This is a genomic window from Elusimicrobiota bacterium (assembly GCA_016722575.1).
In the GTDB taxonomy this organism is placed as follows: domain Bacteria; phylum Elusimicrobiota; class Elusimicrobia; order FEN-1173; family FEN-1173; genus JADKIY01.
This window is the reverse complement of the sequence record JADKIY010000002.1, coordinates 1,080,458-1,104,133: the sequence shown is the minus strand read 5'-3', so window position 1 is coordinate 1,104,133 and position 23,676 is coordinate 1,080,458. Positions and strand designations below refer to the sequence as shown.

The 23,676-nt window shown below is 62.9% G+C and carries 22 protein-coding genes and 1 pseudogene; 14 read left to right on the top strand and 9 right to left on the bottom strand.

Features of this window, described 5'->3' with window-relative positions:
• Window positions 1-35: 35 nt before the first annotated feature.
• From IPP68_08705 to IPP68_08660, 10 genes and pseudogenes are all read left to right on the top strand, one after another.
• Window positions 36-690 (top strand): annotated as a pseudogene (locus tag IPP68_08705) (GDP-mannose 4,6-dehydratase).
• Between the two features lie 112 nt (window positions 691-802).
• Window positions 803-1,018, top strand: coding sequence for a GDP-mannose 4,6-dehydratase (locus IPP68_08700; protein ID MBL0350441.1), 216 nt, complete (start codon window positions 803-805; stop codon window positions 1,016-1,018).
• A gap of 23 nt (window positions 1,019-1,041) precedes the next feature.
• Window positions 1,042-1,758 carry an NTP transferase domain-containing protein gene (locus IPP68_08695; GenBank protein ID MBL0350440.1) on the top strand — a complete coding sequence of 239 codons (717 nt, stop codon included), beginning with the start codon at window positions 1,042-1,044 and terminating at the stop codon, window positions 1,756-1,758.
• A 6-nt stretch (window positions 1,759-1,764) separates the two neighbouring features.
• Window positions 1,765-2,646, top strand: a complete 882-nt coding sequence (locus IPP68_08690; GenBank protein ID MBL0350439.1) for an NAD(P)-dependent oxidoreductase — start codon at window positions 1,765-1,767, stop codon at window positions 2,644-2,646.
• The gene (locus IPP68_08685) at window positions 2,643-3,731 is read left to right on the top strand and encodes a glycosyltransferase (protein MBL0350438.1); all 1,089 of its coding nucleotides are present in this window, start codon (window positions 2,643-2,645) and stop codon (window positions 3,729-3,731) included. Before IPP68_08690 ends, IPP68_08685 begins: the two co-directional genes overlap by 4 nt.
• A 20-nt stretch (window positions 3,732-3,751) precedes the next feature.
• Complete coding sequence (locus IPP68_08680) at window positions 3,752-4,087, top strand: peptidoglycan bridge formation glycyltransferase FemA/FemB family protein (GenBank protein ID MBL0350437.1); 336 nt, start codon at window positions 3,752-3,754, stop codon at window positions 4,085-4,087.
• Window positions 4,038-4,850, top strand: a complete 813-nt coding sequence (locus IPP68_08675) for a peptidoglycan bridge formation glycyltransferase FemA/FemB family protein (protein ID MBL0350436.1) — start codon at window positions 4,038-4,040, stop codon at window positions 4,848-4,850. Before IPP68_08680 ends, IPP68_08675 begins: the two co-directional genes overlap by 50 nt.
• Window positions 4,847-5,887 carry an alanine racemase gene (gene alr, locus IPP68_08670; protein ID MBL0350435.1) on the top strand — a complete coding sequence of 347 codons (1,041 nt, stop codon included), beginning with the start codon at window positions 4,847-4,849 and terminating at the stop codon, window positions 5,885-5,887. Before IPP68_08675 ends, alr begins: the two co-directional genes overlap by 4 nt.
• 10 nt (window positions 5,888-5,897) lie before the next feature.
• On the top strand, window positions 5,898-7,022 hold the full coding sequence (locus IPP68_08665) for a glycerate kinase (protein MBL0350434.1): 1,125 nt from the start codon (window positions 5,898-5,900) through the stop codon (window positions 7,020-7,022).
• On the top strand, window positions 7,015-7,977 hold the full coding sequence (locus IPP68_08660) for a D-glycerate dehydrogenase (GenBank protein MBL0350433.1): 963 nt from the start codon (window positions 7,015-7,017) through the stop codon (window positions 7,975-7,977). The genes IPP68_08665 and IPP68_08660 overlap by 8 nt, the downstream gene beginning before the upstream one ends.
• 79 nt (window positions 7,978-8,056) lie before the next feature.
• Here the strand turns inward: IPP68_08660 and IPP68_08655 are convergent, their stop codons facing one another.
• From IPP68_08655 to IPP68_08620, 8 genes are all read right to left on the bottom strand, one after another.
• Complete coding sequence (locus IPP68_08655) at window positions 8,057-9,736, bottom strand: cation:proton antiporter (GenBank protein ID MBL0350432.1); 1,680 nt, start codon at window positions 9,734-9,736, stop codon at window positions 8,057-8,059.
• Window positions 9,733-11,943 (bottom strand): PBP1A family penicillin-binding protein, encoded by a 2,211-nt coding sequence (locus IPP68_08650; protein ID MBL0350431.1) that lies wholly within the window; start codon window positions 11,941-11,943, stop codon window positions 9,733-9,735. The genes IPP68_08655 and IPP68_08650 overlap by 4 nt, the downstream gene beginning before the upstream one ends.
• A gap of 1,078 nt (window positions 11,944-13,021) precedes the next feature.
• Complete coding sequence (locus IPP68_08645; protein ID MBL0350430.1) at window positions 13,022-13,249, bottom strand: CopG family transcriptional regulator; 228 nt, start codon at window positions 13,247-13,249, stop codon at window positions 13,022-13,024.
• Window positions 13,221-13,505 carry a BrnT family toxin gene (locus IPP68_08640; protein MBL0350429.1) on the bottom strand — a complete coding sequence of 95 codons (285 nt, stop codon included), beginning with the start codon at window positions 13,503-13,505 and terminating at the stop codon, window positions 13,221-13,223. Before IPP68_08640 ends, IPP68_08645 begins: the two co-directional genes overlap by 29 nt.
• A gap of 187 nt (window positions 13,506-13,692) precedes the next feature.
• Window positions 13,693-14,133: a VOC family protein gene (locus IPP68_08635; protein MBL0350428.1), complete on the bottom strand. Its 441-nt coding sequence runs from the start codon at window positions 14,131-14,133 to the stop codon at window positions 13,693-13,695.
• A 173-nt stretch (window positions 14,134-14,306) separates the two neighbouring features.
• The gene (locus IPP68_08630; protein MBL0350427.1) at window positions 14,307-14,705 is read right to left on the bottom strand and encodes a hypothetical protein; all 399 of its coding nucleotides are present in this window, start codon (window positions 14,703-14,705) and stop codon (window positions 14,307-14,309) included.
• A 100-nt stretch (window positions 14,706-14,805) separates the two neighbouring features.
• Window positions 14,806-15,303 (bottom strand): hypothetical protein, encoded by a 498-nt coding sequence (locus tag IPP68_08625; GenBank protein ID MBL0350426.1) that lies wholly within the window; start codon window positions 15,301-15,303, stop codon window positions 14,806-14,808.
• Window positions 15,304-15,397: 94 nt separating this feature from the next.
• Window positions 15,398-15,889 (bottom strand): hypothetical protein, encoded by a 492-nt coding sequence (locus IPP68_08620; protein ID MBL0350425.1) that lies wholly within the window; start codon window positions 15,887-15,889, stop codon window positions 15,398-15,400.
• A 135-nt stretch (window positions 15,890-16,024) separates the two neighbouring features.
• Here IPP68_08620 and IPP68_08615 point away from each other — a divergent pair, with 135 nt between their 5' ends.
• From IPP68_08615 to IPP68_08605, 3 genes are all read left to right on the top strand, one after another.
• Entirely contained in the window at window positions 16,025-18,067 is a 2,043-nt protein-coding gene (locus tag IPP68_08615; GenBank protein ID MBL0350424.1) for a thioredoxin family protein, read from the top strand.
• Window positions 18,064-18,666 (top strand): thioredoxin family protein, encoded by a 603-nt coding sequence (locus IPP68_08610; GenBank protein MBL0350423.1) that lies wholly within the window; start codon window positions 18,064-18,066, stop codon window positions 18,664-18,666. Before IPP68_08615 ends, IPP68_08610 begins: the two co-directional genes overlap by 4 nt.
• 160 nt (window positions 18,667-18,826) lie before the next feature.
• On the top strand, window positions 18,827-20,815 hold the full coding sequence (locus IPP68_08605; protein ID MBL0350422.1) for a glycosyltransferase family 39 protein: 1,989 nt from the start codon (window positions 18,827-18,829) through the stop codon (window positions 20,813-20,815).
• Window positions 20,816-20,898: 83 nt separating this feature from the next.
• On the opposite strand, the gene IPP68_08600 is transcribed toward IPP68_08605, so the two are convergent.
• Window positions 20,899-22,140, bottom strand: coding sequence for an NAD(P)/FAD-dependent oxidoreductase (locus tag IPP68_08600; GenBank protein MBL0350421.1), 1,242 nt, complete (start codon window positions 22,138-22,140; stop codon window positions 20,899-20,901).
• A 117-nt stretch (window positions 22,141-22,257) separates the two neighbouring features.
• On the opposite strand from IPP68_08600, the gene IPP68_08595 reads away from it, so the two are divergent.
• Window positions 22,258-23,673: an MBL fold metallo-hydrolase gene (locus tag IPP68_08595; protein ID MBL0350420.1), complete on the top strand. Its 1,416-nt coding sequence runs from the start codon at window positions 22,258-22,260 to the stop codon at window positions 23,671-23,673.
• Window positions 23,674-23,676: the final 3 nt, after the last annotated feature.

The window sequence follows — 23,676 nt, the reverse complement described above, 5'->3', positions numbered from 1 at the left end:
TGCCCCGCGGGCGTCCGTTCGGAGGTGGGAACCCCATGTCTGGATCGTTAAACCGAGCCCCCGTTCGGGTGACCGGCGCGGGCGGCTTTATCGGCAGCCACGTGGTGGAGGCCTCTGACTGCGCCCGGGTGCGGGCGCTGGTCCACTACAACGGCGCGGGGCGCCAAGGCTTTTTGGACGAGATCGACGGCCGACGGCGGGCCCGGTTGGACGTCGTGGCCGGGGACGTGCGGGACGCCCCACCAGATGGCCGAGGTCGTGAAGGGCTGTTCGGCGGTGGCCCATCTGGCGGCCCTGATCGCCATTCCCTATTCCTATCAAGCGGCGGATTCCTACGTGGCCACCAACGTCCAGGGAACGCTGAATGTGTTGGAAGCCTGCCGTCGCCACAAGGTCCGCCGATTGGTGGTGACCTCCACCAGCGAAGTCTACGGCACGGCCCAACGGACGCCCATGGACGAAACCCACCGGTTAAACGCCCAGTCCCCTTACGCGGCCAGCAAAATCGCCGCCGACCAAATGGCCCTGGCCTACCACCGAAGCCACGGCCTGCCCGTCGTGGTCCTCCGCCCCTTCAACACCTACGGGCCGCGCCAATCGGCCCGGGCCGTGTTGCCGACGATCCTTTCCCAAATTGGGGGCCAAACCCCGCCCTGGGGAACACCGCGCCTCGCCGACCTGACCTTCTAACAGACGGCGGTCTAATCTTCGCCGCGGCCCTGGAACGCCCGGGCTTGGACGGGGAAGTGATTCATTTCGGCCAGGGGAAGGCCGCGAGCGTGGGGAATTGGCGGAGAAAAGCATGACGCTTCTCCGCCGACGGCCGCGCCTTAAAATCGACCGCGCCCGGGCCCGGCCCGCCGCCAGCGAAGTGGACTTGTTGCTCTGCGACGCGGGCAAGGCCCGTCGACTCTTGGACTGGACGCCCCGGGTGGGCCTGGACGAAGGTCTTCGCCGCACCGCCGACTACATTCGCCGGCATCCCGGCGCCTGTCGCCCCGGGGACTACGCCCGATGACCGCCGCGAAACCCGCCGCCGGACTGCGGGCCGTGATCCTGGCCGGGGGCCGGGGCACGCGACTGCAGCCCTTCACCATCAATTTCCCCAAACCCCTGATGCCCCTGGGGGACAAGCCGGTTTTGGAAGTGCTCATGGAGCGGCTCCTCGCCCACGGGGTGACGGACATGACCTTGGCGCTGGGACATTTGGGCGAGCTCGTGAAGGCTTATTTTGACCAAAAGCCCGATTGGAAAAAAAGAATAACCCTCCGTCTTGTGCACGAGGACGCGCCGCTCGGGACCGCCGGGGCCCTGTCGCTGGTGCCCGACTTGAAGGACACCTTTTTGGTGTTGAACGGCGATCTCCTGACCGACCTGGACGTCGGCGCCCTGGTGGCCTTTCACCGGGAGCGCGGCGCGGCCCTCACCATCGCGGCCCACACGCGGGAAGTCAAAATCGACCTGGGCGTCCTGGACATCGACGCCGACCGCCGGGTGACCGGTTACCGGGAAAAACCCGTGTCCACCTTGGAAGTCAGCATGGGCATCTACGTCTACGAACCGCGCGTTTTAAAATGGATTAAACCCGGTGTTCTTTTGGATTTTCCGGATCTGGTGCTGGCGCTCTTGCGGGCGGGCGAACGGGTGGTCGCCTTCCCCGGCCGGTGCCAGTGGTTGGACATCGGCCGCCCCGACGATTACCGCCAGGCCCAGGAACTTTTCACGAAGGACGCGGGCCCGTCGATGACCTCCGTTTAAACGGTCGTGCGAATTTGGGTGACGGGCAGCCGGGGGTATCTCGGTTCCCGACTTCTAAAGAGCCTTCGCCGCCGGTTTCCCGGCGCGGCCGTTTTCGGCGACCAACCCGGCGGGGGCGAAACCCGACGGTTTAAATCCGTGGAGGACGTTCGCGCCGCTTTGGTCCGCCGGCGCCCCACCCACGTCCTTCACTGCGCCGGTCTCGCCCGGCCGGCGTCCCGCCGCCGCCTGATGGCGGCCCACGTCGCCCCGACGTTTTTCCTGCTCGAAGCGATCCGCCGACTCCCCTTCCCGCGCCCGCGCGTTCTTCTTTTGGGATCGGCGGCGGAATACGGCGCGGGGCGTTCCGGGCGTCGTTTTTCGGAAAAAACCCCCTGCCGCCCGCAAACGGAATACGGCCTTTCCAAACACCTTCAAACCCAATTGGGATTGTCCTACCACGCCCTCGGCGTGCCCGTGATCGTGGCGCGCCTTTTTAATTTGTTCGCCCCCGACGCGCCGCCCACCTTCGCGGTCTCCCGGGTGTGGGGCCTCCTGCGGCGCAAAAAACCCCCTCGGGCGTTTTCGGTCAAGACGGGGCCGCCGGACGCCGTCCGGGATTACCTGACCCCGGGGGACGCGTTTGAAGCCCTGGGCGCGTTGTTGGCCCGCGGACGTCCCGGGGAGATTTACAACGTCTGTTCGGGGCGCGGCCTTCGAATGGGGGATTTGTTCGACGCGATGGCCCGGGGCGCGGGGGTGAACGTGATATGGAAAGCGACGGGCGCGGGGTCCGGCAAGTCGGCCGCGTCTTTCGCCGTGGGCAACCCCGCCAAAATTCGCCGACGGACCGGTTGGCGGCCCCGGGTCGACGTGCTGGCCGCCGCCCGGGCGGGGCGGACATCGTGACCGCTTCCCGGTCGGTGCTCCACGTGGTTCCCGGGCTGGGCTACGGCGGCACGGAATTTGTGGTTTGGCGGCTGGCCCAGGCCGAACGGGCCCGGGGCTGGGACAGCCGGGTGGCGTCGCTCAAACGCGGCGGCGCGCTTTTTCCCGCCTTTGAAAAATCCGGCGTGCCGGCCGCGCCCTTGGGACCCTCGGATTTTCGGGGCCCGGCCCCCGCCACCGTCGTGGGCTGGCTTTACAACGGCAACCTGGCCGCCGGGGCCCTGACCCTCTTCCGGCCCCGGACGGGGCTCCTGTGGAACCTCATGCAGGCGAACTTGAGCGCGGCCGTCAACCGCTGGCCCACCCGGGCCGCCATGAAGCTCGGCGCGGCGCTTTCCGCCGGGCGGCCGGACGCCATCGTCTGCAATTCCGAAGCCGCCCGCTCGGCCCACGCCGCGGCGGGCTACGCCCCGGGGAAAATGAGCGTCATCCCCAACGGGGTGGACACCGATCTCTACCGCCCGTCGGAAGAAGCCCGGCCCGGCGGGCCCGTCGTCATCGGCCACCTGGCCCGGTGGGACCCCCAAAAAGACCACGCCACCTTCGTGCGGGCCGTGGGCCGCCTTTTGCAACGGGGGGTCGATGTCCGCGCCCGCCTGGCGGGGCCCGGCGTCACCGTCGACAATCCCGATCTCACCCGCTGGATCGCCGAAACGGGACGCCCCGAATGCTTTGAGCGCCTGGGCGCCCTGGACCGGACCGTGCCCTTCTACCAATCCCTGGACCTGTTCTGTTTGTCGTCGGTGGGGGAGAGCTCGCCCTACGCGTTGGCCGAGGCCATGGCCTGCGGCGTGCCCGCCGCGGCCACCGACGTGGGGGATTGCCGCGCGGTTGTGAACGACGACGGCGCCGTGGCCCCGGCGGGCGACGCCGACGCCCTGTCCCGGGCTTTGGAGCGTTGGGCCGGACTGTCGCCGGAGGCGCGCCGCCAAAAGGGCCGGGAGGCCCGGGCGCGGATCGTCGAGCATTATTCCTTCCGTCGCATGGTGGACGCGTACCTGGATCTCTACCAGGCCGTCGCCGCCCGGCGGGACGGGCGCGGTTGAATATGGCAAAATCCTCGCCTGTGAACGAACCCGCCGACGCCCCGAATATAAACACCCCGCCCCCCCCGTTGCTCTTTGGCCCCGGGTCGGCCAAAGGCCACCCCTTTCAGACGGAAGGGTGGGCCGAGGTCAAGCGCCGCATGGGTTGGCGGTCCCACCTCCTGGAAGTGAGCCGGGACGGCGCCGTGCGGGCCGCCCTGCGAATCCTCGAAAAAGATTTCCCCAAAATCGGCTACCGGTTTTTCTACGCGCCCCGGGGGCCGATCCTGGAGGCGGGATGGACCGCCGCGGATTTGGACGCGCTCTTTGAGCGCGCCCAGGCCCTGGCCCGGGAACGCCGGGCGGTGTTCCCTTAAAATCGACCCGGACGTGCCCGGCCCGGCGGAACTTCTCACGGAGGCCCTTCGGCGAAACGGGTTTCGGCCGGCCCCGTCCGTCGGCAGTTTGTCCGGCGTTCAGCCCCGGTGCGTTTTCCGCCTGGACCTGCGGCCGACGGAGGAGGCTCTCCTGGCCGGGATGGACCAGAAGGCCCGCTACAACATCCGACTGGCGGAAAAAAAGGGCGTCACCGTCCGCCCCGTGTCGGACCGGAAGGACGTGGAGACCTTTTTCCGCCTCCTGCAAGAAACCGCCGTGCGGGACAAATTTTTGATCCGCCCTCTTCGCTACCTGTTGGACATTCAGGAACAGTTCGAGCCCCGGGGCGACGCCCAGTTCTTTTTGGCCGAGCGCGAGGGCCAGGCCATCGCCGGGTCCCTGGCCTTGAAGAGCGGCCCCCTCTGCCTCTACGCCTACGGCGCCAGCGCCAACACCGGCCGCCAGTACATGCCCAACCACCTGGTTCAATGGACCATGGTCCGCTGGGCCAAGGCCCACGGCTGCCTCGTCTACGATTTTCGCGGCGTGCCGAGCAACCCCTTGCCCGACGATCCGCTCTTCGGCCTCTTCCGGTTTAAAAAAGGCTTCGGCGGCGTCTTCACGGAATTTATCGGGGAGTTCGACCGGGTCTACGTCCCCTGGCTCTATTGGTTGTGGATCTACGGCTGGCCCCTCTTTAAAAAAATCCGCCACCTGTTGTTGTTCCGACGGACGAGCCGCACGGCCGGGGAGTCCGATTGAAGCCCCTCCGCTGGGTGGAGATCGACCTCGGCGCCATCGCCGCCAACCTCCGGACGGTTCGGCGGCTTGTGGGGCCGTCGGCGCCGGTGACGGCCGTGGTCAAAGGCGACGCCTACGGCCACGGCGCGGCGCGGGTGGCCAAGGCCTGTATGGACGCGGGGGCCCGGGACCTGGCGGTGACCTATTTGGAAGAAGCCCTGCCCCTGCGCCGGGCCGGCGTTCGCTCGCCCATCCTGGTCATGGGCCCGGTGGACCCGGCGGAGGCGGCCCTGGCCGCCAAGGAAAATTTGTCGGTCATGGTGGACAACGAGCCCCTGCTCAAGGCCCTGGCCCGTCGGGGCCGCGCCCGGCCGGTGTCCGTTCAGGTGAAAGTGGATTTGGGTCTTCGCCGCTGGGGAATCCCCCTGGAGGGCCTGGCGGATTTCCTGAAAAAGATCGAAGCCCTGCCGGGCCTCCGGCTGGACGGCGTTTTCGCCCACCCGGGTTACATGGCGGACAAAAACGCCGGCGAAGTGGACCGCCGCCTGCGGGCCTTCGCCGCGGCGGTCAAGCCGCTCCTGGGGCCCTTCCCCAAGGCCCGCCTGCACGCGGCGGACAGCGCGGTCCTTTTGGATTTTCCGGAATTCCGATTGGGCGGCGTGCGGGTCGGCAACCTCCTTTACGGCATGAACCCGACGAAAAAAGACTTGCCGCTTAAAAACCCCTGGTTCCCCCAAACCCGGGTGGTCCGCGTGACCCGGGCCAGTCCCGGCGACACCGTCGGCTACGGAAGTCAATTCATCGCCGAAAAACCCATGGCCCTGGGCACCCTGCCCGTGGGCTACGCCCACGGCTTTACCATGGAGTTGGCCCCCGCCCGGGGAAACCCCTATTGGGTGACGGTCGAGGGCGTGCGGTGCCCCGTGGTCGGCCGCGTGGGCATGAGCCATTCGGTGGTGGACCTCTCCGGACTGTCCCGGCCGCCCCGGGAAGGCGACATCGCCGCCCTGCCTCTCCGCCGCACCGCTTCGGCCCTTTGGGAGAAGGTTTATAAATAGCCGGCTTCGGGTGCTGGTCGCGCCCAACGCCTTTAAAGGAAGCCTGACCGCCGGGGACGCCGCCCGCGCCCTGGCCCGGGGCGCTCGAAAATCCATTCGCCCCTTTCCTCAAATTCGCCTTTGCCCCCTGGCCGACGGCGGCGACGACACCCTGGAAGTTCTCTCCCGGGTCTTCGGCGCCCGGCCGAGGCGCGCCAGGGTCACGGGCCCGCTGGGGCGTCCCCTTCAAGCCCTCTGGGCCTACGCGCCCCGCCGTCGATTGGCCGTGATTGAAATGGCCCGGGCCTCGGGCCTGGCCCTCGTTCCGCCTTCCTCAAGAAACCCCGAAAAAACCACGGCCTTCGGCACGGGAGAACTTCTTCGCGCCGCTTTGGACGCCGGGGCTCGAACCGTTTACCTGGCTCTCGGGGGAAGCGCCACCGTGGACGGCGGGCTGGGAATTCTTCAAGCCCTGGGGGCGACGATTTTTGTGCGGGCGGGCAATGGGTTGGCGCCTCTCTCCCGGCCATTCCTGGGCGGCGATTTTTCCCGCCTGGCCTCGTTGGACGTCGAAGGGCTGGACCCGCGTTTGAAGAAAATCCGCCTCTTCCTGCTGACCGACGTTCGCAATCCCCTGCTCGGGGCCGGGGGCGCGGCCCGGGTCTTCGGTCCCCAAAAGGGCGCGACCCCGGCCCAGGTGCATCGGTTGGAAAAGGGCCTGGCTCTCTTGGAGCGATGGACGGGGAAGGGCGCGGGGCCCGGAAGCGGCGCCGCCGGCGGCGTGGCGGCCGGTCTCGTTCCCTGGGCGGGGGCCCGGGTTTTGCCCGGGGCGCCTTTTGTTTTCGACGTCGTGGATTTAGAACGCAACGTGCGGTGGGCCGACGTGGTGCTCACGGGCGAAGGGCGACTGGACGAAACGTCCTTCGGCGGCAAAACGGTGGGGGGGCTTGTGACTTTGTGCCGACGGGAAAAGAAAATATTGGCGATTTTCGCCGGGAGCGTGACGCCGGGCGCCCGCCGGCGTGGCGACCGTTTGGGAGCGGCGGTGGTGCCCTTGGCGCCGGGACTTTCCACGCGGCGCGCCATGGCCCGGGCCGGCGTTCTTTTGGAATCGGCCGCCGCGAATTATTTCATGGGAAGGGTCCGGCGTGGCTAAAACCATCGGCGTCACGCGGCGGCTTCCGCCGGAAGGGCTGGACCTGCTTCGCGCTTCCGGCGCGACGGTGATTTTAAACGAGGAAGACCGGCCTCTCTCGCCCGAGGAGCTTCGGGCGCTCGCGGCCCGATGCGACGGGCTGATCGTCCAGTTGGTGGACCGGGTGGACGCCGCGCTGTTGGACGCCGGGAAAAATTTGAAAGTCGTGGCCAACTACGCGGTCGGCGTGGACAACATCGATCGCGCCGCCGCGGCGGCCCGGGGCGTCGTCGTCACCAACACCCCGGACGTTTTGACTCGGGCGACCGCCGAGCTGGCCTGGGCGCTCCTTTTGGGCGCCGCCCGACGGGTGGTCGAGGGCGACCGGTTGACCCGGGAAGGCGGCTTTCGCGGGTGGGCGCCGCTCCTTCATTTGGGCGTGGGCGTTTCCGGGAAAACCCTGGGGATCGTGGGGGCGGGGCGCATCGGCGCGGCGGTGGCGCGGATCGGCGCGGGGTTCGGCATGCCGGTGCTTTACCACGCCCGGTCGGCCCACCCGGAGATCGAGCGGGAGGCCCGGGCCGTGCGGGTGGATTTGCCCCGGCTTTTGGCCGAAAGCGATTTTGTTTCCCTGCACGTGCCGCTCACGGCGGAAACGCGGCATTTGATCGGCGAAAAGGAATTGTCGTCCATGAAACCCACGGCGGTCCTGGTCAACACGGCCCGGGGGCCCGTGGTGGACGAGGAGGCCCTGGTGCGGGCGCTGAAACAAAAAAAGATTTTCGCCGCGGGGTTGGACGTTTTTGAGAGGGAACCGCAATTGGCCGCGGGGTTGGCGGAATTGCCGAACGTTTTGTTGGCCCCACACGCCGGGAGCGCCACCTTTGAAACCCGGGCCGAGATGTCGGTCCTGGCGGCCAAGAACGTGCTGGCTGTTCTAGAGGGCCGCCCGGCCCTCACCCCGGTGCGAACTTAGCCTAACGGGTTGCTTTAAATCCTCTTGCCCGTCATTCCGGCATGCTTCCAGCCGGAATCCAAGGGTTCTCCTCTGATCTCTAGCGGTTCTTCCCCGTCACCAAATCGAACAAGTACGCTCCGGACAGCCGTCCGGAGACCATCACGTCCCCCGCCCCTTCCTTCAGCATCCGGTCCGCCTCCTCGTTCTCGTCCGCCGTCATGACGATCTTGGCCTTGGGGCTGAGGTCCTTCAAGTGCGAGAGCAAGCGCCGGTTGGTGATGCCCTTGAGGAAGGTGTCGGAGATGGAGCAAATCACGATGCTCGCCTGTTCGATGCCGATGTGGCGGAGGGTCTCCGGGTTCGCCAGGTCGCCGTAGAGCCAATGGAAGCCCCGGGCTCGGAGGCGGTCTTTTTGGGTGGCGTCGTAATCCACCACCAAGATTCTTTTTTTAAGGCTCGGGGCCGATTTCTCGACCGCGCTCAAAAATCCCTGGCCGATGCGGTAACAACCCAGGAGCACGATGTCCCGGTGTTCCTTCAGCAGTTGCGCTTCCGCGGGGTGGTTCGTGGACCGCTCCCGTATTCCCACGAAACCCAGGACGGCCAGAAGGGCGCGCACCAATTTGTCGTTGAACTGAATGGCGTAAGTCGAGACCACCGACGCCAGCAGGAGCGCCGTCAGCACCAGGGCCGACAGGTCCGCCGAGACGTGGCCGTAGCCCGTGCCCAGGGCCAGGATGACCAGGGAGAACTCGCTGATCTGGGAGAGGTTTAATCCGACGATCAGCCCGTTCCGCCACCCCTGCTTCATCACCGCCGCCGTGGGCGCCACGGTCGCGAGGCGGCTGGCGAAAACAAAAAGGATCATGAGACCCGAGAGCCCCAGGGTGTGGGCGGTCGGGGGCGCGACTTTAAGGCCCAGGGAAACGAAGAAGAGCGTCACGAAGAAGTCCCGCACGCCGGAAAGTTTGGAGATCACGTCGGCCCCGTAGGGAAAGGCCGCGATGCTTAAGCCCGCGATCAGAGCGCCCATTTCCTTGGAGAGCCCCAGGTGTTCCGCCGCCGCGCCCAGGCCGAAGCACCAGGCGATGGAAGTCAGAAGCACCAATTCCGGCAGCCGCGCGGCGGAGGCGAAGAGCGGACTTAAGAGGAAGCGGCTCACCAGGAAGGACACGCCCACCAGGGCCAGGCCCAGGCTTAACGACGAGGCGATGTGAACCAGTTCCGGGTGGGACAGGTTGGGTTGGAGGGCCAGGAACAAAATGGCCGCCAGGTCCTGGAGCACGAGCACGCCCACCGTGAGCCGCCCCGAGGTGGTGTGCAGTTCGAATTTGTCGTGGAGGACCTTCACGACGATCAGGGTGGAGCTGAGGGCCGTGGCCACGGCCAGATACAACACCTCGAAGGACCCCACGCCGAAGACCGAACGCAGGGAGCCGAAGAACAGCCCGCCCAGGGCGACGCCCCCCGCCATTTGAAGCCCGCCCACGGCCAGGGCGGCCTTGCCCATTTTGGCCAACTCCCGCAGATTGATTTCCAAGCCGATGATGAACAACAGGAAGATGAGCCCGATTTCGGAGATCAGTTCGATGCTCCGCTCGTCGGTGACGAGGCCGAAGCCCAGGTGGGAACCCAAAAGCACGCCCCCCAGCACGTAGCCCAAAATGAGCGGTTGGCGGAGAATCCGCGCCACGTGGGAGGCCGCGGCGGCGAAAACGATGCCGAGGGCGATGTCGGTGAGGAGGGAAAATTCCGCCGGGGTCGGGGAGGCGGTCACTCGGTGATGTTTTCGTCCTTCAAATCTTCCTGGGCCTCGTGGTCCACGGGGCAGAACTCCTTGGGAGCCGCGCCGTCGCGGAAGGCTTCCAGAACCACGTGGGGGCAGGTGGGCAGGGCCAGGTAGCCCGTGTCCCGGTCGATTTTGGCGAAGGACACGCCGGGCGGAACGGGGAAGTCCCGGGTCGGCAAAAACTTCACCGCCTGGGCCATGTAGTCCGTCCACCAGGGGACCGTGGTGCCCGCGCTGGTCAGTTTCTTCCCCAGGGGCACAAAGTCGTCGTAGCCCAGCCACACGCCGGTCACCAGGTCGGGGCCGAAGCCCAGGAACCAAAAGTCGCGCATGTCCTGGGTGGTTCCGGTTTTGCCGGCCACGGGCCGCCCCACGTTGCGCGCGTAAACGCCGGTGCCTTCCTGCACCACGGCCTGCATGAGCCGCGTGGTCAAAAAGGCGCTCTGGGGCGAGAGGCCCGGGTCGCCCTGGGGCACGTGTTCCTCCAGGACTTTTCCGTAACGGTCCACGACTTTCAGCACCGCGAAGGGTTGCATGTGCACGCCGCCGTTGGCCAGGGTGCCCATGGCGCTCGTCATTTCAAGGACGGTGACCACCGACGAGCCCAACCCCAGGGAGAGCACCGCGTCCAGAGGGCTTTGAATGCCGGCCCGGTGGGCCAGGTCCACCACGGCCTTGGGGCCCACGCGGTCGATCAACCGCACGGACACGAGGTTTCGGGAAAGGGCCAAACCGCGCCGAAGGGTGACGGGCCCCAAAAATTTATCGTCCCAGTTGCGCGGCGCCCAGATGGGGTTGGGCGCGTCGGGGGGCAGGTCCGGCGTGTAGTAGCCCGTGACCATCTGCATGAGCGTGGCGTAGTCCGTGGCTTCGGCCACCAGGCGCGGGTGTCGCTCCACGTCGGTGTAGGCGATGGGCAGGTCGTCCACCACCGTCGCGGCCGTGAGTCCGGACTCCAGGGCCGCCAGCCACACGAAGGGTTTAAAGGTCGAGCCCGGCTGGCGTTTGGCCTGGGTGGCCCGGTTGAACTGGCTTTCCTGAAAGTCCCGCCCGCCCACCAGCGCCCGAATGCCGCCCGTGTGGGGGTCCACGGAAACGAGCGCGCCCTGGACGGGCACGGGCTCCACGTGTTCCTCGGGCTCCTCGTTCTTTTCCGGGTCGGCCTTCCACTTTTTCCACTTCTCCAAAAATTCCGGGGCCAGTTTTTTGTCTTTGACCAGCTGGGTCAGCCGCTGTTCGGCGTAACGGTCGTCGAAGGAGGTGAGGTTTTTCTGGGTGGCTTCCTCGGCGGCCCGTTGCATGCGGGCGTCCAGCGTGGTGTAAATGGAGTAGCCGCCCTTGTAAAGCGCTTCCGACCCGTAGGTGGGCTCCAGCTGAATACGAACCATTTCCACGAAGTACTGGGCGTTGATTTTGTCCGGCGCCTTCTTGGTGAAAAGGTGTCCCGCCCCGCCCGCCCGCAGTTCTTCCTGCTCGGTGATGTAGCCCTCTTCCCGCATGCGCCGCAGGACGAGGTTCCGCCGGCGGATGGCCCGGTCCCGGTGGCGGTAGGGGGAATATTTGTCCGGCCCCTTGGGCAGCCCGGCCAGGAGCGCGCATTCCGGCAGGTTCAGCTGGTCCGCCGATTTGCCGAAAAAGGTTTTAGCGGCCGACTCCAGCCCGTAGGCCCCGTTTCCGAAATAGATCTGGTTGATGTAGAGCTGGAGGATCTCGTCTTTGCTGAGGCTGGCCTCCATTTGGAGGGTGAGCAGGAGCTCTTTGACTTTCCGGGTCATGGTGCGTTCCCGGGTCAAAAAGATGTTTTTGGCCAACTGCTGGGTGACGGTCGAGGCCCCCTGGACCAGCCGCCCCGAGCGCAGGTTGGCCAAAAACGCCCGAATGACCCCTTTGGCGTCCACCCCCCAGTGGCTGTAAAAGTTGTTGTCCTCGATGGCCAGCACCGCGTGCTGGAAGTCCACGGGGATCTGGGTGAGGGGCAGGACGCTCCGTTTCTCGACGAAAAGTTCCGTGATCAGCTCGCCCCGGACGTCGTAGAGCTTCGTCACCAGGGAGGGGGTGTAGTTTTCCAGGCTTTGAATGGAGGGCAGGTCCACCAGGAAATGACGGAGCACCAGGGAAATGACCACCAACAGGCCCGCGAAGGCGAAAAGGGCGACGGCCACGGGACGGGAGACGGTGCGGTGGAAGGGGGACATGACGCACCATCCTATGTTTTTCGGGAGCCCCCCTCAAGGCCCCCACCCGACGGAAAACCCCCGCCCGTTTCTTGCGGCCCCCCGGACAGAATGGTAATATGACCCGTCTCAAAAAGCTCATTAAAATTTCACCCACGCATCCAGTTCGTGGGAAATAAAAAAAGATTTATTCCCCGGTAGCTCGGTGGGGGTCTCGGTCCCTGTGGGACCGCCCACCGTCCTTGGTCTCCGACCAAGGGCAGCGGGGAATTCGGCCCCTCCGGGACCGCCCACCGTCCTTGGTCTCCGACCAAGGGCAGCGGGGAATTCGGCCCCCCCGGGGCCGCCCACCGTCCTTGGTCTCCGACCAAGGGCAGCGGGGAATTCGGCCCCCCCGGGGCCGCCCACCGTCCTTGGTCTCCGACCAAGGGCAGCGGGGAATTCGGCCCCTCCGGGGCCGCCCGCAGTCCTGGGTCTCTGACCCAGGGCAATGGCTGTGGGGAATTCGGCCGCAATGCGGCCGCCCACGGCACTGGCGCTGTGCGCAAGTGTAATAGCAATAGGATTTTTCCCCGGTAGCTCGGTGGGGGTTTCGGTCCCTGTGGGACCGCCCGCAGTCCTTGGCCTCCGGCCAAGGGCAATGGGAATAGCATCAAAGGTTTTTTCCCCGGTAGCTCAATGGTGGAGCATTCGACTGTCAACGGCAAAGGCAGCCCAGCCTGGAAACAGGTTGGTGAAAACCAGGTGAATTCAGGGAACCCTAAATCCGATTCATCGGATAAGGCAATCCTGAGCCAAGCCCGATCCCAAAGATCGGGAAGGTGCAGAGACTAGAGCGTAAGCTCGTACCTCGCAAGAGGGAAGCGCCTGGCTCCGTCGTCCAAAGCCTCACGGACCGGAGATGATATAGTCCGCGCCTTGAGGAAACTCAAGGGAAAAGCGTAATCGAAGGGTTCCTGGTTCGAGTCCAGGCCGGGGAGTTTTTGAGCACGAAAGGCCTTTCAGCGTAAAGCTGAAAGGCCTTTTTGTTTGTTTACGTTAGGGCGATGCCGCCCGACCAGACTGGAAATTGATTATTTTAACCCTGCGGGGGGGGAGACTATTTATACCTCGCCGCGTAGGCATCCAATAGGGTTCGGATCATCTTTTGGTAATGGGTATGGCGTTTTCGCGCGGCGTTTTTAAAGAAGTCGACGCTGGATCGGCTCAAAGACATTGTGACTTTGACGTTGTCTTCCTTGAACGCGAGTTCTTCCGGAGGGGGGAGAAAGTCGCGAATGACCCGCGCTTCCATGGGTTTATAGGTGTATTTGATTTTCGGACTCATAAATCTTTTTCCCCTTTCGCCAATAACCCGCGCCAAAAATGCGGACCCTGTCTTTCCGGTAGGTAAACCGCACGGTCAAAATGCCTTCGCCCACCCGGCCATAACAATAGAATCGTCTCTCTGCCCCGCTGTGGGCCAAATCCTCGGCGATGACGCGCTTCCTGTCTGCGAAGGCATACTGGGCTAACCCAAAGGGCACCCCGTGTTTCTTTTGGTTTTGAGCGTCTTTGGAATCGTCCCACTCGAAATGAAGCATTTGGACCTCAAAGAGCGGTATAAATTACCATATAACTATACATACGATTATATGGTTTTTCAAGGGGTGGGCAGGCGGGATTCGACGGGCGTGGGCGCCGCAGCGCGGCGGGAGGGCTTTAGTTGAAGCGACTGTTTGGGCGGTTCAGCTCGTCAATGGGTACGCCAGGCCCCTTTGACCAGGGGTGTTACTTTTGCCCCTTGTATTTGGGGTCGTAGTCCACCATCCATTCAATGCCGTATTTGTCCCGGAACATTCCGAAATAGGATCCCCAGGGGCTTGTACCCAGGGGCATTTCCACATTCCCGCCGGCGGAAAGGCCATTAAATAGTTTGGTGGCCTCTTCCTCGCTTTCCGCGCTTATTGAAATTTTACTCCTGTTTTCATTCTCGTTGACTCGCCCCATGGCCTCCGGGACATCGTTGGCCATGAGGACGTTGTTTTTGCCGATGGGCAAAGCAATGAAAAGGATCTTATTTTTATCTTTTTCGGAAACGGGGAAATCCGGGCCGGCGAGGTCTTTGAGGCGCATCACCTTGGCGAATTCACCGCCAAAAACGGATTTATAAAAGGTGAAAGCCTCTTCGGCGTTTCCATTGAAATTAATATGGGGGTTGATCGACGGCACAATGAACGAAAATTAGCATATTGGGAATCTGAGGACAGTGTGCCGATTAAATCTCTAGCAAGTTCCACTGAGGGGGTAATCCGTATGCTTTCCCCGGAATTCCATCGGGGGCATAACGATTTAGCTTGGCCGGCCCGGAACGCCACAGAGTGGCGTGGAGGCTGCAATATTCACTATTTACTCCTCTTCTTAGTTAAAGTATGAATAGTGACCTTTCCTTTCTTTCTGATTTCATATGCATCGGGCCCTTTTTTTCTGTTATCAATGTCTCGAAAATCAGCGCGGACAGGAGGGACCACGTCCCCTGCTTTCCCTGTAGATGCTTGAATAAACCTGCCTTGATAAAAATATAGCAGCAGATCAAAATCGTCAGTATAAGAAAAGCCAATAACCTGAATTGGCTCGTTGTTTTTTCCGTAGCATTCAAACCCGCCCTTTCTGGGCCCGAGAACATGTTCTGCATCGGAAAGGGTTTCTCCTGCAGGAGCCCCCAATCCCAAAACAGCGACATGGGGGAAGAAAGACGCACATCCTGTCAGGAAAGCCAGGAAAGCAATCATCTGGATTTTCATTCTATTTCCTTTAACTTAACGATATAGCTCTTCGGTGCCCGCCGACTGCGAAGCGAGCCGTAGGCGTTGGCTGCAACGGCATGTAAGCGAGCATAGCCACCTAGTATGTATCTCGAAGAACCTTCCCAACCAATTCATTTGTCAGAATGCTTCCTGACGTAATATTGGCGAGCGCGCGATCAGCCTCATCTTTGGAGGTGGCTCGCATAAAAATGCCAACGTCTGACATTATTTTCTTAACAATACAGCGAACAGATTCATCTGCCACACGCTCGGCGAATATCGATACTCGACCCCGCGCAATCCTTTCCTCTTCGGCAAGCTGGTCCGGAACAAACCCTTCCCCCCAGTTTTTACCGGCTAGACACCCTTTGGAATCTTCCAGATGAATAAGGAATGTGGTTCGCGCGACCTCGCGGATTGCAGCCTGAAGCTCTAAAAGAGTCTCTCTCTGAAACTCCCGAAACCTTTCCAGCCGCTCTTCCGACCTGGCTTCCGCACTTAGCTTTGCGGAGTGTTTATTGGTTAGAAATGTCGCTAGCAGGCTTGCAGTGGCGCCCACAATGGTTCCAACTAGACCCCATATCGCAGATTCCATACGTGCCTCACATGCGTGCTAATGATTGAGCTCAGCCAGGCCGGGACGCTGCACCTCGACGTGGAGGCCTCGGCTGGAGCGACTTGTTAGACCATTAAGATTTAGAAGGCACCCAATACCCGCCTGTTTCAAATACAAGGCGTTCATTTCCTTTAGCGCCATACACCTTTTGGAAAAAAATAAGGATAACCCTGGAAAGCTCTTCTGGCGTGCTCTTCAAATAGAAATCAAGGAAAGAATCCGCCCCGTCAGCGCTTTTGTTCACATCAAGACGTAATTTCAGATCTTTGCCCGCGGAGCGAATCACTTCTTCTCTGGATTTCTGCCTATCGGTTATTAAAGGGAAATCGATTTCTATCCCATCCGGGGTCGACCTGAATTGGATGAAGTGATCTGTGTTCTCAATGGTAACAATGAGAAACGGATCGTATGTCTTCTCTTTTGCCAACTTGCCGACAAACCTTGGAATGTCAGAAAAGCCTCCACATTGCTTTGAATCTCCTATGGCACGGTAGGTTGCCCACCCAAGCAGAACAACAAGGACAGAGATCAAAAACGAACTGAGGACTAAGACGGCCTTTTTCATTTACTTTCGCCTTGGTCTAACCTTTAAATTAGATACCTTAAATTCTACCTATTAATAATACCACGCGACGCCAAAGTCTTATATTCTCAGTTTCCTAGGAACTCCCACCGTCGTAAGTTGTTATGATTAAGACCCATGATTTCTTCAAAGATTAACGCCCTCCCCACCCGCCTTCGCGTCCTCTTTGCCGCGGCCCTTCTCGGGTTTCCAGTCTTTTCAACCGCGGCGGAAAAAACCGCCGGGCATGTTCGGGCCGCGCTGGTGGCGGAGGACCTTCGGGCGCCGGCGGGGGGGACTTCCTGGGTGGGGATTCGGTTGACCATGGCGCCGGGGTGGCACACCTATTGGAAGAACCCGGGGGATTCGGGGATGGCCACGCGGATTCGGTGGGCCCTTCCTTCCGTGGTGACGGCGGGGGACATTCTCTGGCCCGCGCCGGGGCGGATCGTCCTGCCGCCTTTGGTTAGCTTCGGCTACGAAAAAGAAACCCTTTTGTTGGTGCCCCTTCAAATCGCCCCGGGGGCCTCCGGGCCGGTGAAGTTGTCGGCCCGGGTGGATTGGTTGGAATGTTCCGACGTCTGCGTTCCCGGCCGGGCGGACCTTGAGCTTCGCTTGAACGTCGGTTCCAAGACCCAACCCAATCCCGCCGTGGCCGACCTCTTCGCCCGTTACCGTAACCGCCTTCCCCGAACCCCGGAGGGCTGGACCCTGGAAGCCAACCGGTCGGGCAAGTCCGTAAAAGTCACCCTTCAACCGCCCCCGGGGGAAAACATTTCGTCCAAGGCCTTCACCCTATTCCCCGAGGACGAAGACACGGCGGAAGCCGGCGCCGTTCCGGCGGCGGTTCTCCGGGACGGGAAGATCACGGTGGAATTTCCATCGGAAACCAAGCGTGTGCAGGCTGTGTTGGTTGCGGCGGACGGTCCCGGGGCCATCGCCGCCTACGCCCTGGACCTGCCCGTGACCCAGGGCCCCGCGACGGCCCCACTGGGTTGGATTTTACTGCTCGCCTTCGCGGGCGGGTTGTTGCTCAACCTGATGCCCTGCGTTTTGCCGGTCCTGTCGCTCAAGGCCTTTGGCTTCCTTAAAGACGCGGGGTTGGACCCCGCTTCCCGTCGGCGGCAGGGCCTGCTCTACGCGGCCGGGGTGGTGGTTTCTTTTTGGGCCCTGGCGGGGGTGTTGCTCGCCCTTCGGGCGGGGGGGCAGGGACTGGGGTGGGGTTTCCATCTGCAATCGCCCCGGTTTGTTTTGGTTTTGATCGGCCTCTTCGTCCTGCTGGCCGCCAACCTCTGGGGGTTCTTTGAAGTCGGCGGGCGCTTGGTCGGCGTTGCGGCGGAGCGGGGCCGTTCCTGGGGCGCCTTCGGCGGCGGCGTATTGGCCACCGTCGTCGCCACGCCCTGCACGGCGCCCTTTATGGGAACGGCCATCGGCGTGGCCCTGGCTCAACCGGTGCCGGTGGCCTTGGCGGTGTTCACCTCCCTGGCCCTGGGCATGGCCTTCCCCTATTGGCTTCTCACGGTGGTACCGGCCGCGGGGCGCTGGCTGCCCCGCCCCGGTCCCTGGATGGGCCGGGTAAAAATTGTTTTGGGATTTTTCCTGCTCGCCACGGCGGGTTGGCTTCTGTGGGTGCTCTATCGTCAGAGCCCGGCGGCGGTGGGACCGGCGGCGGCCCTGGGCGCGGCCCTGGGCGTGGCCGCCTGGGCCTATGGCCAAAAACAACGGGGCCTTCGCTTCCGCTGGAACGCCACCACCCTAGCGGCGGTTCTGGCCATGGGGTCCTGGGCCTGGATGGCGGCGGGAACCGGCGCGGTTTCCTCCTCGGAAAGCGGGCTCTGGGAAACCTACAGCCCCGAACGCGTGGCCCAATTGGAAAAAGAGGGGCGGCCCTATTTCATCGACTTCACCGCGGCCTGGTGCCTGACCTGCCAGGTGAACAAGAAAACCACGCTCGAGAAACCCGAGACCCTGGCACTTTTTCGGGAGAGCAACGTGGCGCTCCTTCGGGCCGACTGGACCAACCGGGACGAGACCATCGCCCGGGCCCTGGCCGGTTGGGGACGAAGCGGGGTTCCTCTTTATGTTTTGAAAGGCCGGGGCGCCCCGGCGCTACTGCCCGCCCTGCTCACGCCGGGGCTCGTGCGCGACGCTTTACTGAAGATGAAAGAGGAGGTTTCATGAACGTTCGTTCATTGTTGTCGGTGTTGTTCTTGTCGGTCGCGACGGTCGCGGCGGCGGCCCCCGAAATCGGAAAGCCCGCGCCGGCTTTCGTTTTAAAAGACACCCACGGGAAGGACGTTTCCCTGGCGGACCAAAAGGGGAAAGTCGTTGTGTTGGAGTGGATCAACCACGGTTGCCCCTTCGTGAAAAAGCACTATGGCTCAGGCAACATGCAGAAACTGCAGAAGGACTACACGGCCAAGGGCGTGGTGTGGCTTTCCGTCGCCTCCTCCGCCCCGGGCAAAGAGGGCTACATGAAGGCCGACGCTTGGAACAAGGCCATCGCCGAAAAGAAATCGGCCGCGACGGCCGTGCTGTTGGACCCGGACGGCGTGGCGGGCCGGGCCTACGGCGCCAAGACGACGCCCCACATGTTTGTGATCGACGCCGAAGGCCGCCTGGCCTACAAGGGCGCCATCGACGACCGCCCCTCCGCGGACCCGGCGGACGTGCCCGGCGCCAAGAACTACGTCCGGCAGGCCCTGGACAGCGTGCTCGCCGGAAAACCGGTGGAGACCGCGAGCACCACCCCCTACGGCTGCGGCGTTAAATTCAAATGATATCGGGCGGCGAATTCTCCCGGGAAGGCGGGCGTCGAAATCCGACGACGCCTTCCCGGGGGGAGCCGGGGACCGTGCGGGGGGACCGGCCGGAGAAGCGGGACCTGGCCCCCGCACCGGCCCGGGAGGGGGGGGCCGTCCAATTTCCAATCAAATAGCTTTGGAACTTCGACGACGTTTTTGGGAAATTTTCAACGACCGAGCATCGGTCGCCCTGGGGCTATTTTTTGTGGCCCTGGGGGCGCGCTTGGCCTTCTTGTTTTTAAACCCCCATTTAAACTATGGGTTCGTGAGCGTTTTGGGCCTTCCGTTCAGCGACGCGATGGAGTGGAACGATCTCGCGAATCATTTGATCCGCGGCGACGGGATCGTGGGTCCCTGGGCCGCCCAACGGCCCCTCTATCCTGTTTTTTTGGCTTCCTTTTATACCTGGTTCGGCGAGTCCTTCGTTTTAGCGAAAATTCTAAACGCCCTTGTCGTTGCGCTCTCCGTGGCGTTGGTTTTCCGGATCGGCGATTGGGCTTTTGGGCGAACCATCGGTTGTCTGGCCGCGGCCTTGCCGATGATCGACTGGGATCAAGCGTGTCAATCCATGACCCTCATGAGCGAGCCGTTGGGGTTGGGCCTTTTTGTTTCGTCGGTCTATCTGTTGATTCGGGGGGTTAAAAAAGAATACCCCCGGGATTTATTCTTTTCGGGGTTGTTGTTCGCTTTTTGCAATTTGGCCCGTCCTCTGACGCTTCTCGCTTTCCCCGTTTATTTGGCGTGTCTCTTCCGGGAGTATCGGCGCCGGGGCTTCGATCACCGGCGGACCCTTCGCCGGGTGGGCCTTTTCGCCCTGGGGGCCGCTTTGGGGCTGGCCCCTTGGTTGATTCGCCAGAAAAAGGTCATCGGAATATGGGCGATCACCAGCAAAACCGCCGAGTCGTTTTACGCGGCAACCACCCCCCGGTTCGGGCAATGGTCCTCTTCCTCGGATTTCGAATCCACCGTGAAGGGCGGTGAAACCCCCCGGGACAAATATCTCTTTCAAATGGCGAAAGCCCGGGAGAATCTCCTATCGAACCCCTCTTTTTACCTGGGCAATGTGATCCGCTCCTTCGGGCGTTACATCGCCCAAGTCCCGACCCCTTTTCCGAGGGCGAATGGGGTTGTCGTGGCCGCTTTTTTCCTCTTCGTTTGGCGGTTTTTATCCCCGCGGGTCAAAGCGTCCCCCATTCGTTGGTGGCTTTGGCTGGCCCCCGCGGTCGGCGTTTTTCTCTTGCCGAGCAAATATTATTTCTTGTTTTCGGTTCTCGGCCTTCTGGGCGCGGGACGTCGTGGCGGAACGGTGGCCTGGATTCTCATCGGGAGCCTGTTGTTCGCCGGTCTTGGAAACGCTTTGGTGGGCGGATCCATCATGGACCGAACCTTCACGATGGGCCAATGGCTCTTTTTGTTGTTCTTTTTTGAAGGAATCCGACTCGCGGTGGAAGCCTACGGGCGCCGTGTCGTTTTCCGAAAACCGATCGATGAATTGTTGACCGTTGACCGAATCCAAATAGGAGAGGCGGAACCCGCGGGCCCCCTGGCCCGCCTGGCGCGGAAAACCATCGGCGGGGCGGTCGCCGTCGGCGTCGGTTTTTTCCTTGTCAGCGGGCTTAAGCTTTTTTACCTGAACGCCTTTCGAGGACCGTTGCCGACCACGGAGCCCGCGCCCTTGACCTTTGAGGAAAAGAAGGCCTGGGTCGAACAAATGGGCGCCGCCTTGGGAAAACCGCCTTCGGAAAGGGCCCTGGATTCGAAATCGCGTTTTTTCGATCCGACGCTCGGGTTCGTTCGCGAAGGCGAAAACCACGGACGGTGGGTGGTCGGCCTTGGACGGTTGACGTCGTATCGGTATTTTTTGGCCGCCAACACGTCCATCCCCCATTGGTCCCGACTCTTTGACCGCCGGGATTTCGATCGGGTGATTTGTCGAATCGATCCCCTGGGTTGGGTCGTCGTTCCGGGAAAAATCTCCGATCTTCCAACAACCAAGGAGCTCATTGTCATCGGCCTCGCCAATGTGGACATCCGCCGCCTCTATCAGGGCCGAACGGTCATTGAAGCGATGGCCCTCCGGCCTTTCAACGAGGAATCAAGGCTCCCCCCTTCCCGCGGGAGCTGACCGCCGATTCTTGGACGGCGCACCGTTTCCGAAATATTCGCCGGCGGGCGGAAAATGACGCGAGATCGATGGGCGCTCCGGTTCTACCGCCCGGGGAAGGGAGGGGAGCAGGGCAACATCCCTTTTCCGGCAAGCCACCCGGTTGTCCAGGCGTTTTGAAAGTTGAACCCGCCCGTCACCCCGTCGATGTTCAGGATCTCCCCCGCGAAATGGAGCCCCGGCCGTCGGCGGCTTTCCAGGGTTCGAAAATCCACCTCCTCCAGGGCCACCCCGCCGCAGGTCACGAACTCGTCCTTAAAGGCGCTCTTGCCGGTGACGGCGTAGGTCCCGTCCCCGAGCTCCGCCGCCAGGCGGGACATTTCCGATTTTGAAAGATCCGCCCACCGCCGTTCGGCCGGAAGGCCCGCGGCGGTCCGCAGGGAGTCCCAGAGGCGTTGGGGAATGTCAAAGGGGGAAGCGGAAAGGCTTTTCCGGGGATCGTTCTTCCGTTTTTGGTCGAAGGTTTTTTGAATGGCCTCCCGGGATTGATCCAGCCAGTTCACCCGAAGGGGGGCTTTGTAATCGCTGTCGTGCAAGTGCCGCGCTCCCCAGGCGGACAGGCGAAGGACCGCCGGGCCGCTCAGGCCCCAGTGGGTGATCAGCAGGGGGCCGGTTTGTTCCAGGTCGGTTCCCTCCAATTTAACCCGGGCGCGCGGCGAGGCCACGCCCGCCAACCCTTTGAGGCGCGGGTCTTTGATGGTCAGGGTGAACAGGGAGGGAACGGGGGGAACGATTGTGTGCCCCAGGGCCTGGGCCCAGGCGTGTCCCTGGGGATTGCTGCCCGTGGCGAGCAGAACCCGGGCGGCCGGGAGGGATTCCCCGGAATTTAAAACAAGTCGAAAACCGTCGCCCTCGGGAAGAATTTGTCGGACCGCAACCCCGGTCCGCACCTCCACCTTGGCCCGGCCGGCGGCGTCGGTCAAAGCGTCGGCGATGGTTTGGGAGCGGTCGGTGACGGGGAACACCCGGCCGTCCTCTTCGGTTTTAAGGGCCACTCCCCGGGACTCGAACCAACGCCGGGTTTCCCGGGGGCCGAACTTGGTGAGGGGTCCCCGAAGCTCCGCCCCGCCCCGGGGATAGTTCCGCACCAATTTTTCCGGTTTTTCTTCGGCGTTGGTCACGTTGCACCGGCCGCCGCCGGAAATCAAAACCTTGGTCAGGACCCGGGCGCCCCGTTCCAGCAGGAGCACCCGGGCGCCGCCCTCGGCGGCCGTGACGGCGGCGAAAAAACCCGCCGCGCCGCCGCCCAGAACGATCACGTCATGGCCCGAGGAAGGGGGGGTCATAGGGGTTCATTATCGCATTCCCGTTGGGGAATCCTCCCATCTCCCCTTTTTCCAAGGGGGGCGAAGGAGGAGCCGCGCCGGGCGGGACGGTGGTTCAAAGTGGTATTCTTTTTGCCAATGAAAACCACCGACGAACTGCGAATCGTTTTTCACGGCGGCGCCGATGAAGTCACGGGCTCGCGACACCTGGTGGAGTTCCGCGACACCCGCGTGATGATGGATTGCGGCCTGTTCCAGGGTCACCGCCAGGAAGCCCTCACGAAATCCCAAAGCTTTCCCGCCGAACCCCCCACGGTGCGCGCGGTGTTCCTCTCCCACGCGCACATCGACCACAGCGGCGGCCTGCCTTTGTTGGTCAAAAAAGGGTTCACCGGCCCCATCTATTGCACCCCGCCCACCGCCGACCTTTTGGCCATCATGCTCATGGATTCCGCTTTCCTTCAGGAAGAAGACGCCAAGTTCTTCAACAAGATCCACGCGGCCGAGGGCCTCCGCATCGACCCCCTCTACACCCGGGAAGACGTTCAAAAAACCCTCTCCCTCCTGGTCCCCACCGATTACGACAAGTCCGTTTCCGTGGTCGAGGGGCTCGAGGGGCGCTTTCAAAACGCGGGGCACGTGTTGGGTTCCGCCATGATCCATTTAACCGCCCGGACGGCGGCCGGAATCCGCCGCATCGTTTTCACCGGAGACCTGGGGCGGCAAAGCTCCATCCTCATGAACCCCCCGGGCTCCCCCGGGCCCGTGGACTACTTGTTGATCGAAAGCACCTACGGTGGCCGCCGGCACGAGGACATCGGAAACGCCGGCGACGTGTTGGCCGAGGCTCTGAAACGGGCGGAGGAGGAAAACGGGCCCGTCCTCATCCCCAGCTTTGCCCTGGAGCGGACCCAGGAAATCGTTTTCCTCCTGGAGCGATTGCTTCGGGAAGGGCGGATAAAGCCCATCAATATCTACGTGGACAGCCCCATGGCCTCGGACATCACGGCCATTTTTCAAAAGTATCCGAACCACACGAGCTTCTCCAAAGAGTTTCGGGATGAAATCAAAGGGAACGACGACCCCTTCGGACTCAAAACCATCCGCTACATCAAATCGGTGGAGGAGTCCAAGGCCTTGACCCACGCGCCCGGGCGAAAGATCATCATGGCCGGTTCCGGCATGTGCGAGGGCGGGCGCATCCTGCACCATCTGCGCAACCTGGTGGGGGAAACCTCGACCACGATTCTGTTGGTGGGTTACCAAGCCCAGGGCACCCTGGGGCGGCGACTGGCCGACGGCGCAAAGACGGTTCGGATTTTCGGCCTGCCCCACGATGTGGCCGCGGTGGTGCGGCCGCTCAAGCACTTTTCCGCCCACGCCGACCAGGCGGATCTCTTGCGTTTCATCGGCGCCCTGTCGCCGCGCCCCCGGACGGTGTTCCTGGTCCACGGGGATCCCGAACAGCGGGAAGCCCTTCGGGTCGCCTTGGCCGCCGCCGGGATCGACCGGGTGGCCCTGCCGGCCTTCGGGTCGTCCACGCCCCTGGCGTAGGTC